Annotated in this window: 17 protein-coding genes; 11 read left to right on the top strand and 6 right to left on the bottom strand. The window is 50.8% G+C overall.

The genetic code is table 11. The annotated features are described in order from the left end of the window. Positions 1-6: 6 nt before the first annotated feature. Genes B3355_RS13660 through B3355_RS13400 form a run of 7 tightly spaced genes read left to right on the top strand, consistent with a single transcriptional unit; the run spans position 7 to position 5,301 of the window. Positions 7-378 carry an AAA family ATPase gene (locus B3355_RS13660; protein ID WP_422655879.1) on the top strand — a complete coding sequence of 124 codons (372 nt, stop codon included), beginning with the start codon at positions 7-9 and terminating at the stop codon, positions 376-378. Continuing rightward, positions 341-835 carry an AAA family ATPase gene (locus tag B3355_RS13655; RefSeq protein ID WP_422655878.1) on the top strand — a complete coding sequence of 165 codons (495 nt, stop codon included), beginning with the start codon at positions 341-343 and terminating at the stop codon, positions 833-835. Before B3355_RS13660 ends, B3355_RS13655 begins: the two co-directional genes overlap by 38 nt. A 20-nt stretch (positions 836-855) precedes the next feature. Then, positions 856-1,713, top strand: coding sequence for a DUF58 domain-containing protein (locus B3355_RS13420; RefSeq protein WP_019882056.1), 858 nt, complete (start codon positions 856-858; stop codon positions 1,711-1,713). A gap of 12 nt (positions 1,714-1,725) precedes the next feature. After that, positions 1,726-2,706 carry a hypothetical protein gene (locus B3355_RS13415; RefSeq protein ID WP_292784872.1) on the top strand — a complete coding sequence of 327 codons (981 nt, stop codon included), beginning with the start codon at positions 1,726-1,728 and terminating at the stop codon, positions 2,704-2,706. Beyond that, positions 2,706-3,692 carry a vWA domain-containing protein gene (locus B3355_RS13410; protein WP_019882053.1) on the top strand — a complete coding sequence of 329 codons (987 nt, stop codon included), beginning with the start codon at positions 2,706-2,708 and terminating at the stop codon, positions 3,690-3,692. Before B3355_RS13415 ends, B3355_RS13410 begins: the two co-directional genes overlap by 1 nt. Next, positions 3,677-4,216, top strand: coding sequence for a hypothetical protein (locus B3355_RS13405; protein ID WP_024929928.1), 540 nt, complete (start codon positions 3,677-3,679; stop codon positions 4,214-4,216). The genes B3355_RS13410 and B3355_RS13405 overlap by 16 nt, the downstream gene beginning before the upstream one ends. Positions 4,217-4,269: 53 nt before the next feature. Then, on the top strand, positions 4,270-5,301 hold the full coding sequence (locus B3355_RS13400; RefSeq protein WP_292784865.1) for a vWA domain-containing protein: 1,032 nt from the start codon (positions 4,270-4,272) through the stop codon (positions 5,299-5,301). A 22-nt stretch (positions 5,302-5,323) separates the two neighbouring features. On the opposite strand, the gene B3355_RS13395 is transcribed toward B3355_RS13400, so the two are convergent. Next, a complete protein-coding gene (locus B3355_RS13395; protein ID WP_292784862.1) occupies positions 5,324-5,737 on the bottom strand; it encodes a hypothetical protein in 414 nt (137 codons plus the stop codon). 141 nt (positions 5,738-5,878) lie between these two features. Here B3355_RS13395 and B3355_RS13390 point away from each other — a divergent pair, with 141 nt between their 5' ends. From B3355_RS13390 to B3355_RS13380, 3 genes are all read left to right on the top strand, one after another. Further along, on the top strand, positions 5,879-6,880 hold the full coding sequence (locus tag B3355_RS13390; protein WP_292784859.1) for a YgfZ/GcvT domain-containing protein: 1,002 nt from the start codon (positions 5,879-5,881) through the stop codon (positions 6,878-6,880). 151 nt (positions 6,881-7,031) lie between these two features. Next, positions 7,032-7,595 (top strand): hypothetical protein, encoded by a 564-nt coding sequence (locus B3355_RS13385; protein WP_019882047.1) that lies wholly within the window; start codon positions 7,032-7,034, stop codon positions 7,593-7,595. A 9-nt stretch (positions 7,596-7,604) separates the two neighbouring features. Further along, the gene (locus B3355_RS13380; RefSeq protein WP_232411360.1) at positions 7,605-8,195 is read left to right on the top strand and encodes a hypothetical protein; all 591 of its coding nucleotides are present in this window, start codon (positions 7,605-7,607) and stop codon (positions 8,193-8,195) included. 48 nt (positions 8,196-8,243) lie between these two features. On the opposite strand, the gene ftsB is transcribed toward B3355_RS13380, so the two are convergent. The 4 genes from ftsB to B3355_RS13360 are packed head-to-tail and all read right to left on the bottom strand — an operon-like array spanning position 8,244 to position 12,466. Further along, positions 8,244-8,633: a cell division protein FtsB gene (gene ftsB / locus B3355_RS13375; RefSeq protein ID WP_292784854.1), complete on the bottom strand. Its 390-nt coding sequence runs from the start codon at positions 8,631-8,633 to the stop codon at positions 8,244-8,246. Between the two features lie 32 nt (positions 8,634-8,665). Next, positions 8,666-9,952: a phosphopyruvate hydratase gene (gene eno, locus B3355_RS13370; RefSeq protein WP_019882043.1), complete on the bottom strand. Its 1,287-nt coding sequence runs from the start codon at positions 9,950-9,952 to the stop codon at positions 8,666-8,668. Positions 9,953-9,982: 30 nt separating this feature from the next. Beyond that, on the bottom strand, positions 9,983-10,822 hold the full coding sequence (gene kdsA / locus B3355_RS13365; RefSeq protein ID WP_019882042.1) for a 3-deoxy-8-phosphooctulonate synthase: 840 nt from the start codon (positions 10,820-10,822) through the stop codon (positions 9,983-9,985). A 9-nt stretch (positions 10,823-10,831) separates the two neighbouring features. Further along, on the bottom strand, positions 10,832-12,466 hold the full coding sequence (locus tag B3355_RS13360) for a CTP synthase (protein WP_019882041.1): 1,635 nt from the start codon (positions 12,464-12,466) through the stop codon (positions 10,832-10,834). Between the two features lie 131 nt (positions 12,467-12,597). On the opposite strand from B3355_RS13360, the gene B3355_RS13355 reads away from it, so the two are divergent. After that, complete coding sequence (locus B3355_RS13355; protein WP_292784846.1) at positions 12,598-13,452, top strand: NAD(P)H-hydrate dehydratase; 855 nt, start codon at positions 12,598-12,600, stop codon at positions 13,450-13,452. A 67-nt stretch (positions 13,453-13,519) separates the two neighbouring features. Here B3355_RS13355 and B3355_RS13350 read toward each other — a convergent pair whose 3' ends face one another. Beyond that, positions 13,520-14,086, bottom strand: coding sequence for a PEP-CTERM sorting domain-containing protein (locus B3355_RS13350; RefSeq protein ID WP_292784843.1), 567 nt, complete (start codon positions 14,084-14,086; stop codon positions 13,520-13,522). Positions 14,087-14,278 lie beyond the last annotated feature (192 nt).

Raw genomic sequence — 14,278 nt, 5'->3', positions numbered from 1 at the left:
GTCGGCGTGGGTAAAACCACTTTGCTGCGCGCCTTTACGCGCGGCATTGGCGGCGGTTACCAGCGGATTGAAGGTACGATTGACCTGATGCCGAATGACCTGGTGTATCACACCTATCTGGGTGAAGATGGCAAACCACATGTGAGCCCTGGCCCGTTGCTGATGTCTGGCCAGGATTTATCGATTTTCTTTTTTAACGAAATCAACCGTGCCCGGCCGCAGGTGCACTCACTGATGTTGCGCGTGATGGCTGAGCGTACGCTGACCGCCTTTAATAAAGAACACTACTTCCCGCACATGCTGGTATTCGCTGACCGCAACCAGGTCGANNGACCGTTTCATGATGGAAATTCCGATTGTGGTGCCGCCTGCGCATGACATTATGGAATCATTGATTTTTGATACGCGCTTTCATGATGTGGACCAGTTGATTTCCAATGTGCCCGCCGATGTCCTCAAATTTGACCAATTGAATAGCTTTGCCAAGGTCATCCAGGAAAACATCCAGGCTAGCCCTGCCCTGCGTAAATATGCGCTGGACTTGTGGCTGGCGACTAAAGACCCGGTGGCTTACGGCGTCAAAGTATCCAATGTCGATATGAAACGCCTGGTATTGAGTGGCGCCAGCCCGCGTGGGATGGGCATGTTGCTGCGCGCCGCCCGCGTCAACGCCTGGCTCAATAATCGCCAGGCCGTGGTGCCAGAAGACATTCACGCCGTGTTCCACGAAACAATCGCACACCGCCTGGTATTTAGCCCGGTCTACGAAATGCGTCGTACCGAAATCGCACGCGAATTGCTGACTGGCATTACCAATGCCGTCGCAGCGCCTTAAGTTTTTGTTGCTGGAACGTTATGGAAACCATTAAGGAATTCAGCTACCACATTGGCTGGCGTTCCCGCTCGCGTCGTCCAGGCCGCCATAAAAGCAATCAGCGCGGCATGGGCATGGAGTTTCGTGGTCACACCACGTTGCTGTCATACCCGGACCCGCGCCGGATCGATATTCGCCAGACCATCCGTGACCCGATGGAACAGGTCTATGTGCGTATTTTCAACCAGAAAAGTGCCACGCCGGTGTTTGTGATGTGCGATATGTCAGGCTCTATGCAATATGGTACACCGCACACAAAGTTGGTCACCGCCGCCCATATCACGCGTTCGGTGGCACAATCCGCCAGCCGCAATACGGATCCGGTTGGATTTATCGGCTTTGATGATGATGTACATGACGAATGGCTGAGCACGCTCTCGTTGCGTCCTCACACCATGTTCGACCTGGCGGACCGCCTGGAAAACCATCTGCCGAATGAAGTCGGTGCCGGCGCCTTGCTTGAAAGCGTGCGCCTGCTGCCACGCGAACGAGCGTTGATCTTCCTGGTATCCGACTTTCATATGCCACTGGAGCAACTGGAAGAGGCGCTATTACTGATGCTGCGCCACCATATTGTGCCTGTCATTCTGTGGAATAGCACTGAATACAAACAGTTGCCGGAATTTGGCATTACCAGTATCAACGACCCGGAAACCGGCGAGCGACGCACCTTGTTTCTACGTGCTTCCTATCGTGAACGCATCCTGGAAGCATTTGCTGCGAGACGCCGGGCGATTGAAGATATTTTTATGAGATTTGATATGCAGCCATTTTTTGTGGAAGACACGTTTGATGCAGACCTGCTCACCGATTACTTCCACCAATATGTGCCTGCCTAAGGAAAGCGACCGATGAAAGCGCGCAACCATTTATTGTCATTATTTCTCGCATCGACCTTGCTCTGCACTAGCTTGAGCACCTCCGCCGATGTAGTTCTGCCTTCGGTAGACAGCAAGTTTGTCAGCGTTAAAGAAATCAACCCCAGCCGCGATGCTGGTTATGTGGTGGGCGACAAGCTGCAACGCACCATGATACTGACCGTCAAACAGCCTTATGACCTGATCAAGGAATCGTTGCCTATCGTTGGTTATGAGCACAGATACCGCGGCCAGGTATCGGGCATTGAGTTAACCGCGATTGACGTCAAAGAGCGGCATGAAAGCAAGCAATCCGTGTATACCATCCACCTTGAATACCAGGTGTTTAAAAGCGGCCGCGTCGCCAAACCCGCCATTTTAAGAGGCGAGATTGTCAAACTGCGCCAGCAAGGCAGCAAAGACATCAAACAATTCCGCATGCCGTCGTTTAACTTCCGCACCTCACCGCTTTCGGTGTATGGCGAAGTGAACCTCAAAAATGAAATGAGCCCCTATGTCGCACCGCTCAAACTGCACGCAGACAAAGAGCAATTAGCCCTGAAAATCGCCGCAGGCGTGTTGGCGGCCAGCCTATTGGCTTTGCTATATATATTGGGTGCACGCACATGGTTGCCGTATATGGGAGGTGCTTTTGCCAAGGCTTACCGCAAAATCGGCAAGCTGCCTGAAGATGCGCAAGGTTTACAGCAGGCCATTTCAACCGTGCATGAAGCCCTGCATCAAGTGGCAGGCCATAGCGTGTTTGGTAATGGCGTTGAGCGACTGCTGCAAGAAAAACCGGCTTTCGCCGTCGCTAAACCAGAGATCGAACGCTTTTTTGCTTTGTCGCGCCAGGTGTTTTTCGATGCCAAAACGCCGCTGGACTTAGGCATGCCACCCAAACAATGGCTGAAAAAATTCTGTCGCCACATGCGTGACTGCGAGCGCGGCTTACGCCCAGAGGTGCAAACATAATGGCATTCACACATCCCTGGCTGTTATGGGCGCTGCCATTGGCGCTGCTGCCGCTATTGCTGGAGCGTGCGCACAGCAAGCATTATTCGTGGATAGGTTTGTTGCCACCGGATCCGCTGTCCAGCATGATCGGTTTTTTGCTCAAAGTGCTTGCGGTGCTCAGCATCGTCTTTATCATTTTGGGCCTGGCCGGACCACATAGCCTGGAACAGCAAATAGAGCGTACCGGTATCGGTGCACAGATCGGCCTGGTACTGGACCGCAGCGCCAGTATGGACGATCCGTTTGCGGGCGACAAAGATGGCCATGTCGGCGAAACCAAGTCTGTGGCCGCGGCGCGTATCATGACCCAGTTTTTACAACACCGGAACAACGACATGATGGGGCTGATTACATTCAGCAACTCAGCCATGTACGTGTTGCCATTGACAGAAAACAAAGAAGCCATGCTATCCGCCATTCAGGCCACAGCGGGCAACTCCCTGTTTCAAACCAATATTGGTGGCGGCCTAACCAGCGCGGTTGAATTATTTAAAGATGTGCCGGATTCCGGCTCACGTGTGATTATCCTGATTTCGGATGGTGCCGGCCGTGTCAGCGATATGGTGCAGCAAAAACTGCGTGACTGGCTGCAACGCTACAACATCGGCCTGTACTGGATTGTGCTGCGCCAGCCTGGCGGCGTCACCATCTTTGACCCCAAATACGCCGAAAGTAGCTACGCCGGCCCTATGCCGAGTGAAGTGTTGCTGTATCAGTTTTTTCAGACGTTGCGCACCCCGTTTAGTGCTTATGAAGCGGCGGATCCAAAATCACTCGAAGCCGCCATTGCCGACATTAACAGCAAAGAGAAAAAACCGATTCAATACCTGGAAAAGATCCCTGGCCATGATTACACCAATGTGTGTTACTGGATTGCATTTGTCATGATTGCCTTCCTGCTGGCTGTTAAATATCTGGAGATACACACATGGCGCTCAGCGTAAATAAACTGGTAACCGGCCTGCTGGTTGTGGCAGTCGCATCTCTCGCCACTATGGCTTATAGCTGGCAACGCATACAGCAGGTAGAAGCCTTTAATGAAGCAGTGACATCCGCCAAAAGCCCACAAACCGACCAACAAAGTTTTGAGGCAAAATTTGCCGTGGCCTATTGGCTGGGCAAAAACGAGCGCTACAAAGAGTCTACCTTGCTGTTTACCAAGCTGATAGACCAGGCCAATGCCAGCCAGCGCGCGGCCATTTTGCACAATGTAGGCAATATGTTCTTTTTGCGCGCGATCCAGCTGACGGGCGGTAACGACAACAGCACGCGTGACGAACTCGAGTACCTGCTGTCGCAAGCGGCTACCTCTTACAAAACGGCCCTCAAGGCAGATAACAGCAATTGGGGAACGCGCCGTAACTTTGATCGCGTACTGGGCCTGCTACCTGAAAAACCAACACCGGGCGTCGGCGAATCAGACAACCCGGGGCTGATCATGGGCAATATCCCTAACGGCTTGCCATAACAAGTGTGTGTAATACGTGAATCATTTGACTGAATATTATTGACTGGCACTCCATGAATATCTGGCTAAGACACTTTATCAAGCACCGTGACACCGCCCTGCTCGGACTGGCCCTGCTATGCTTGCTGGGCGCCATTCTGCGGCCCAGTATCCCGTTCAAGCATAATATCTACGCTTACTTTTTGATCGCAGATATTTCGCAAAGCATGAATGCTGAAGACATGACACTCAACGGCAAAAAGGTCACGCGCATGGCCTATATGCAGAATATGATGCATGAAGTCGTCGCCTCCCTGCCCTGTGGCACCAAAGTCAGTATCGGCATGTTCGCCGGCAACTCGGTAGCCGCCATGTACTCACCGATTGAGGTATGCAGTAACTTTGCCGCCATTCAGGATACGATTGCACACCTGGACTGGCGTATGGCCTGGTCGGGCAATAGCCGCGTACGCGAGAGCCTGTTTGTGACGGCCAAAGTGGTACGCGCCATGCCTGAGCCCGCGCAAGTGCTGTATTTTACTGACGGCGAAGAAGCGCCCAAATTGCACGCGTTTAACACCAAAAACCTGGAAGAGTTTCAGGGCGGTGATGAATGGTTGTTTGTCGGCATTGGCTCAGAAGAAGGCGTGGCCATCCCCAAACTCAGCCCTGAGAATCAGGTGATTGGTTACTGGTCTAACGAGAGCTTTGCCATGCAGCCCGGCATTGCCCAGATTTCAGAAAGCACCTTGGGCGTGCGCGATGACAATATTGCCTATGGGGATAACGACAGGTTCATTTCGAAATTGTCGACAGAATACCTGGAAAGCCTGACCAAAGAGATTGGGGCAAAATATATTAAAGGCGACAGCACATACAACGTGTTACAAGCCATGAAGGCGCAGAAACCTGCCCGTCACGATATTGCCCCGCTACCGCTCAGCTGGCTGTTTGCCATCTTGGCGGGCCTGTGTGTATTGGGCACTTATGCCAGTCGCCACCCATGGCGTCAAATCAAACAGAACCTGCATCTATATCGTAACCAGATCCGCTCAAAATTCTCGGTACGCGCAGAATCTGTGGCGCACGACAATCACTTTCAATAAACACCTTCAATCAATACGGCGCTTACTCGCGTATCCCCCACTTTAACCAGACACGTAAGGCCTGCAGAGCTTGCGTGTCTGCCTGATCGGGCAGGATTAACAAACGTTTAGGCCTAAGCAAGCGCGTCATCAGCGCTGAAGGTGTTTTAACCAAGGTAAGCTCGTTTTCTTGTGGCACTAAGGCCGTGAGATGTAAAACGATACAAGCCGGATGTACTACCGAGTCAGGCAACACGGCAAACGACCAGGTCTGGCCGCGCTTATCCGTCAAAGTCATCTGTCCAAACACATCGACTCTTAATGACTGCACGCTCCATGGCCAACGCGTGGCGGGTAATTGTGTCCATTGCCAAACACATACCAATATATAGGCCAATACAGCCAGCGCAGCCCATCGCAAAGGCAGGCTATATATAAGGCTAAACACCACCAGCATTGAAAAAAGCCATCCCCACCCCCATAAAAACTTAGAGGGTCTGAGGCGTAGACCGATTTCACTTGATAGAATAGCTTTTTTCATCGTAATCATACGGGCAGCCCATACAAGCTTGTCCTGCCCCGGAAGGAACCCCTTTTTATGTCCAGCCCAGCAAACGCCTGGCAATCTTTTTTGACCTCACAAGGCGCGCAATTCAATGCACTGGGTGAAGCCACATTCCCAGCCACGGCAGCCAATGCACAATTGTTTGACCTTTCCAGCCATGGGCTGATTGCCATCAGTGGCGCAGACAGTCAGACCTTTTTGCAAGGGCAAGTGACTAACGATATTAAACTGCTCGCCCAAGGCGCGCAATTCAATGGTTACTGCACGCCTAAAGGCCGTTTACTGGCACTGTTCTTCAGTTTCACGATAGATGACGTCATTTACCTGCAATGCCCGCGTGACTTGATCCCTGATTTGGTCAAACGCTTGCGCATGTACGTGCTGCGTAGCAAAGTGCTGGTGGAAGATGCCAGTGAGCGACGCGTGTCTTTAGGACTGGCCAGTGACACACTGGCGGCAACCATTGAAGCGTTACCTGTCACGCCATACCAACAAGCGCAGACGCTTCACGGCACGCTGATACGTCTGGCCGATGCAGGCGCGCAACAACGTGCTTTATTAGTCGTTGCTGGCGAGCAGGCACCAACCAGTTGGCAATCACTGTCTGCCACCTTCACACCAAGCAGCACCTCGCAGTGGGAAGCGCTGGAAATCCAGGCAGGTATTCCACAAGTGTATGCAGCAACCAAAGAGCAATTTGTACCGCAAATGGTGAATCTGGATGCGCTCAATGGCATCAACTTTAAAAAAGGCTGCTATACCGGCCAGGAAATCGTAGCGCGCACGCACTATCTGGGCAAGGTCAAACGTCGCACACTACTGGCACAACTCACTGGCGGGCAAGCGCCACACGCTGGTGATGTATTACATGATGCCCAGCAGCAGGAAGCCGGGCAACTGGTACGCGTAGCACCAACTGCCAACAATGGCTGGTGGGTATTGGCCGAATGCCGACTGGAAGCCAAAGAAGCTGGTGCCATCAACTGGCAAGGCCAGACGCTAGACTTTAAAGAATTACCTTATGTCCTGCCGTAACAAGTTTCAGCAATAAAAAAGGCGCTTTAGGCGCCTTTTTTATTTGGATCAGTAAGTTATTTATATAAATCCATCTTACTATTTGTCTTTTTAAGTTAAGATTTTATGGCGAACCAATTCGCCATAAAATCCAACATTAAGCGAGATAATAATGAAAAAACAAAAATTCCTTTTCCTTGCCATGTTAATGGCCCTACTTCCTGGCTGCGCGAGCTTACAAGCGCCCAATTACAGTCCGGATTATGAAACACTGGATCATTTAAAGAAGCTGAATTTAGAAAAACTATCGGTTGGCAATTTCCAGCCTAATGACCCCAATGCAACAGTCAATAAAATCAGTTTAAGAGGCAGCTCAATGAAAGCGCCCGAAGGCGTATTTTCGACTTATCTGGAAAATGCGATTCGCTCAGACCTGAAGGAAATCGGGATTCTTGAGTCCAGTTCGAACACAAAATTAAATGCCACAGTACTTAAAAACGATATCGATATCTCAGGCATCAGCAAAGGCTCTGGGATATTAAGCGTTAACCTGACCATTGTAAAAAATGGGGCAGTTACACTAGACAAGGTGTACTCCACAACCACGCAATTTGAATCCTCATTTGCAGGCGCTGTTGCGATAGGTATTGGGCAAAGAGAATATCCTAACTTGGTCAGAACATTTCTTAAAAACGTCTATAACGATTCTGAATTTATAAACGCCATTAAAAAATAGGGAAATCCAATGCGAAAATCTTCTTCTTTAAAGCTGGGACTCATCTCTATCTGCTTGATGTTATTAGCGGGATGCGCTCATCCCATTTCGATCAATCCTACTCATACACCCGACAGGCCTCAAAGCAATCTTAAGCCTAAGAAAGTCGCTTATGTTTTGTCAGATACTGAAAGAAATACGCAGGTGACCACTCCTGGCGGCGGTGGCGATAAAGTATCTTATTACGCTTACAAAGACTCTGAAAAAGCCATACGCGATGCATTAAGGGCAGTGTATCAAGATGTAGTCGTGATCAAGTCAGCGACTGATTCAGAGGCCATTCGAGATAATGCGGTCGAATTGATTTATACCCCGGTGATTACTACGGCCTCCAGTTCAGATTCTGCCTTTACATGGCCGCCGACTTTTTTCAGAGTCGAGCTGTCCTGCAATGTCACAGACACCAAGGGAAATCTAATCAAAACCTTGAAAGTTGATGGAAATGGCTATGCTGAATTCTCAGAGTTCAAAACGAACCTTGGCTTAGCTGGCAGCCGTGCAACCAGTGACTTATCGGAAAAACTGAAAAAAGAGATATTAAATAACCCAGCACTATTTTAAATAACAAAAAAGGCGCCTCAGGCGCCTTTTTTATGAAGTAACTGTATATTAGTCCGCTTTCACGTCAGCATCTACTGGCTTCACATCCAGCGGTTTAGCCTCTAGTTGCTTTTCCGCCGTTGGCTTCGCTTCCAGTGGTGAGCTTGGTTTGTTCGTCACGGGCTGCTTATTCTGGATCACCTGAAAAAATACTTCATCCTGCTTGACCAGTCCCAGCTCGCTACGCGCACGCTCTTCAATCGCTGACTGACCTTGCTTCAGGTCGCGTACTTCTTCACGCAAAGTGTCGTTACGCTGCCGATAATATTCGTTGCGTTTTTCATGTGCCTCAATCTGCTGCGAATACTGCCAGACACGTAACCAGCTGCCTTTGCCCAGCCACAATGGATATTGCAGCAGGGCAATCAGGACCACCAATACGACCGTCAGTTTACGCACATTGACCTATCAGTGACCTGACTTCACCCAGCTTACTTGAACAACTGGTAGAACGCAGACAAACCTGCGTAGCTAGTGGCATCGCCCAACTCTTCTTCAATACGCAGCAACTGGTTGTACTTGGCCACGCGCTCTGAACGGCACAGGGAACCGGTTTTGATCTGCAACGCATTGGTAGCCACAGAGATATCCGCAATAGTGGTATCTTCAGTTTCACCGGAGCGGTGTGAAACCACCGCCGTGTAGTTGGCACGTTTAGCCATCTCGATAGTCTGGAAAGTCTCGGTCAAAGTACCAATCTGGTTCACTTTGATCAGCACAGAGTTGGCCACGCCTTTCTGGATGCCTTCACGCAAGATTTTCGGGTTGGTGACGAACAGGTCGTCGCCCACCAGCTGCGTGGTTTTACCCAGGCGCTGCGTCAGCAGATCCCAGCCATCCCAGTCAAACTCGTCCATACCATCTTCAATGGTGATGATAGGATATTTGCCTGCCAAGGTCGCCAGGTAGTCGCAGAATTGTGCAGAAGTCAGTGCAGCACCTTCTGACTCCAGATGATATTTACCATCCTTGTAAAACTCGGTACTGGCGCAATCCAGGCCCAGGTAGATGTCTTTACCTGGCTCGTAACCTGCTGCCTCGATTGATTCCATGATCAACTGCAAGGCAGATTCGTTGGATGGCAGGTTAGGTGCAAAACCACCTTCGTCACCCACGGTCGTTGCCAGGCCTTTGGCATGCAATGTTTTCTTCAGGGCATGGAACACTTCCGCACCCGCGCGCAACGCCTCGCGGAAGGTTGGCAAACCGGCTGGCACAATCATGAACTCTTGAATATCCACGGAGTTATCTGCATGCGCACCACCATTAATGATGTTCATCATTGGGGTTGGCAATTGCATGAATGCTGAGCCGCCCAGGTAGCGATACAAAGGCAAACCGCTTTCTTCAGCCGCTGCACGTGCACAGGCCATAGACACGCCCAAAATAGCATTCGCGCCCAAGCGGTCCTTGTTGTCAGTACCATCCAGCTCAATCAGGGTTTTGTCGATAAAGCTTTGCTCTTCAGCGTCCAGGCCGATAATCGCTTCAGTGATTTCGGTGTTAACGTTTTCAATCGCATTCAACACGCCTTTGCCCAGATAACGGCTCTTGTCACCATCACGCAGCTCCATGGCTTCCTTGGCACCGGTAGAAGCACCTGAAGGTACTGCAGCACGGCCAATGACACCACTTTCCAGCAAGACATCGACTTCAACGGTCGGGTTGCCACGTGAATCCATAATTTCGCGGGCGATAATATCTACAATAGCGCTCATGATTTATCCTTATCTTAAGATGTCAAAAAATTATAGGGTTTGTTCTGCGAAACCGGCTTTTTTCACCAGTCTGTCGAGATCGACCAGCAGATGCAATAAATCTTCCATTTTGCCCAAAGGCCAGGCGTTCGGGCCGTCTGACAAGGCTTTGCTTGGATCGGGATGCGTTTCCATAAACACACCGGCGATGCCGCTAGCCACCGCGGCGCGTGCCAGCACAGGCACAAACTCACGTTGACCGCCGCTCTTATCGCCTTGCCCGCCAGGTTGCTGTACCGAGTGTGTGGCATCAAACACCACCGGGCAATGGGTTTCACGCATAATGGCCAGGCCACGCATGTCTGACACCAGCGTGTTATAGCCAAAAGAAGCGCCGCGCTCGCAGACCATAATATTGTCGATACCGCCGTTGGCTTCTTTCGCCTTGTTAACCACCTGCTTCATATCACCAGGCGCCAAAAACTGGCCTTTTTTGATATTCACCGGCTTGCCGGACTGGGCACAAGCCACGATAAAGTCGGTCTGGCGACACAGGAAAGCCGGTGTTTGTAACACATCGACCACTGCTGCCACATGTGGCACCTGTTCTTCAGTATGCACATCGGTCAAAATCGGCACGCCAATCTGGGCACGCACTTCGTCCAGAATCTTCAGGCCCTCTTCCAAGCCAAAACCTCTAAAGGTTTTGGTGGAGCTACGGTTGGCTTTATCGTAAGACGATTTGTAAATAAACGGCACGCCAATACGCGCGGCCATTTCTTTTAACTGGCCAGCGGTATCAATCGCCATTTGTTTGGATTCAATGACGCAAGGACCTGCGATCAAAAATAGCGGATGTTCAATGCCAACGTCAAAACCACATAACTTCATGAGAATTCCTTACTTTTTAGTCGCTTTTTGCGCCAGGGCTGCCTGCACATAGGCTTTAAATAATGGATGGCCGCTACGTGGGTTGGAGGTAAATTCCGGGTGGAACTGGCAAGCCACAAACCATGGATGCTCTGTTTGCGGCAATTCAATCATTTCACACAGTTCTTCACGCGGCGTACGTGCAGAAATCACCAAACCTGCGGCTTTCAACTGGTCCACGTAATGGTTGTTGACTTCATAACGGTGACGATGACGCTCATTCACTTCATTGCCATAAATGCTGGCTGCCAGGGTATTTGGCACGATAGGACAGCTTTGAGCGCCTAAACGCATGGTGCCGCCGAGGTCAGAATGCTCGTCACGTTTCTCGATCTTGCCAGAAGCGTCTTGCCACTCATCAATCAGGCCAATAAGCTTGTGCTCAGTTTTCGGGTTGAACTCGGTACTGTTAGCATCTTTCAGCCCGGCCACATTGCGCGCATATTCAATCACAGCCAGTTGCATGCCCAGGCAAATCCCCAGATAAGGCACTTTGCTTTCACGTGCATAGCGAATGGCCGCAATTTTGCCCTCAGTACCGCGTACACCAAAGCCACCAGGAATCAGAATCGCATCCATACCATTCAGGCCATTGGTACCATTCTTTTCAATATCTTCACTATCAATATAATGAATTTTGACTTTAGACTCGGTATGGATACCGGCATGGATCAGGGCTTCAGTCAGTGACTTGTAAGACTCGGTCAGGTCAACATATTTACCAACAAAGGCAATATCAACGATTTCTTTTGGATTGGCCTGCGCGTGGGTAATTTTTTGCCAGGCAGACAAATCGGCCGCTTTGGCCAGAATATTCAGTTTATGGCAGACGATTTCATCCATCATTTGCTCATGCAGCAAGCCTGGAATTTTGTAAATAGAATCGCTATCAATCGCGCTAATCACGGCTTCAAAAGGCACGTTGGTAAACAAGGCAATCTTGCGTTTTTCATCTTCCGGGATTTCACGCTCAGCACGACACAACAGGATGTCTGGCTGGATACCAATCTCGCGCAACTCTTTGACCGAGTGCTGCGTCGGCTTGGTTTTCAACTCGCCAGCAGTCGGAATCCATGGCAACAGGGTGAGATGCACATAGCAGGCGTTATTTCGGCCTTCTTCAAAGCCCATCTGGCGGATGGCTTCCAGAAACGGTAATGACTCAATATCACCTACCGTGCCGCCGACTTCAACAATCGCTACATCTGCGCCTTCGGCACCACGTTTGACGTGTGCCTTGATTTCATCGGTAATATGCGGGATCACCTGCACGGTTTTACCCAGATATTCACCGCGACGCTCTTTTTTGATCACGGTTTCGTAAATCTGGCCGGTCGTGAAATTATTGCGCTTGGACATCTTGCTGCTGATAAAGCGCTCGTAATGGCCAAGGTCAAGGTCGGTTTCGGCGCCATCGTCGGTGACAAACACTTCACCGTGCTGGAACGGTGACATGGTGCCGGGGTCGACGTTAATATAGGGGTCGAGTTTCAACATGGTGACTTTAATGCCACGGGACTCGAGAATCGCGCCAAGACTGGCGGCTGCGATACCTTTTCCAAGAGAAGAAACAACACCGCCGGTTACGAATACATATTTGGTCATGGATAAGGTACTTAGAGATTGTTACAGACGGGAGAACATTTTACCGTAAAGCCCCTTCGCCGACAATGAACACGAGGGATAAAATCTTGCGTGGACTCGCCAATCTGACATCACAAGCATACAATTCATCCATGCCCGACCCTCTACTCAACACGCCAGCACAATGGCAACACTTACTCCCCCAGCCGGATGCCCGTAGCCACAAATACAATCGCGGCTATGTCCTGATTCAAGGCGGTTATCCAGTCACGGGTGCAGCCAGGCTGGCCGCACTGGCTGCAGCACGCGCAGGCGCAGGTATGACCGCCATTGCCGTGCCCGACAGCGCCTTGCCTATATACGCCAGCCAATGCCTTAGCATTATGGTGAAACCCTACACCCAGCCAGATGAACTCTACGCGCTGATTGCAGACCAGCGCGTCAGCGCCTGCCTGATTGGCCCCGGTGCTGGCGCAAGCGAACAAACACTGGCAACAACCCTCAACATGCTGGCCAGTGGCAAACCGGTAGTGATAGATGCAGATGCGATTAGCGGCCTCAATGGCCAGGTTGATCTACTCAAAAATAACATCCAATCTACTTGCGTGCTGACTCCGCATGATGGTGAATTCTCGCGGCTATTTGGCCAACGGCCAGATGAATCACTACCCACCCGCCTCAAACAAGTACAGGAAGCCTCCCGACTCAGCCAGGCCATCGTGCTCCTCAAAGGCGCCCACACGATTATTGCCAACCCGGATGGCAGACTAATCGTCAATGACAACGCCCCAGCCACCTTGGCCACCGCTGGCGCAGGGGATGTGCTGGCAGGCATGATCACGAGCCTGCTGGCACAAAGCATGCCTGCCTTTGAAGCCTGTGCCGCAGCCACCTGGCTACATGGCGCAGCGGCCAACCTGTTTGGTGTAGGCTTAATTGCTGATGATCTGCCGGGTCTGATTCCAGCCGCACTACGCAGTGCCATGGCCGCCCCAGCAGCCAGTTAGGCTTTAATGTTGCCAACAAAAAACCTCACCGCAGTGAGGTTTTTTAGATTGCTGTCACGCCAGGCGATTAAACCTGCTGGCGACGGCGCAGCACGGCACCCATCAAGCCCAGGCCCACCAGTATCAGGCCACTACTTTCAGGCTCGGGCACGGTACTCACATGATATTTCATCGCAGATGCAAAATTTGCAGCAACTACCGTATCTATGTCGGTACCATCCCTAATAGTCGCCTGCCCGACCAGGCTGTTGTCCCGCCCCGCGTTTGTCGCAAAGCCAAAAGAACCAATCTGCCAGCGCTGAGGTGCTGCACGGGTATTGGTCAACTGTTGATTGACAGTATCAAAGTTAAAAATGAAGTCGACCCGCGATTGCAAATCAGACAGCACATAACCGAAAAGCGGCGTCGCAGGATCCGCTTTGGCAAACACATCATACTTAAAACTGAGTAACTCAGTCTTATCCACCATGGTACCGGCGGTAGCCGCATCGTAGCTAAAGTTACCTGCCAGGTTAAACAAGGTCGAACCAGTGTAGTTAAAGTTGACGGTCATCACTGCGGCCTGCGTACCGAGGCTGGCCAGGCTGAGGCTCAAGCCTAGAAAAAGCGTTTTGATTGTTTTATTGATAGCCACGTGAGCGTTCCTCTCATGCAAGTTTTTTATTTGAATTAATCGTTACCGTGATAACGATTTGCGAATTATAGTGGAGGATATTTAAAGGGCAATGGCCCTAAAGCACTATCGCAAAAACCCTACCGCAGCGCACAAACGCAACGCATTTACCAGCAATTCTGAAGCACACTCACAGCAATAAAAAAAGCGCCA

It is taken from the genome of Methylophilus sp. UBA6697 (assembly GCF_002454655.1).
In the GTDB taxonomy this organism is placed as follows: Bacteria; Pseudomonadota; Gammaproteobacteria; order Burkholderiales; family Methylophilaceae; genus Methylophilus.
Note: the sequence above shows the minus strand (reverse complement) of the source record. Positions and strands in the feature narration are given on the sequence as shown.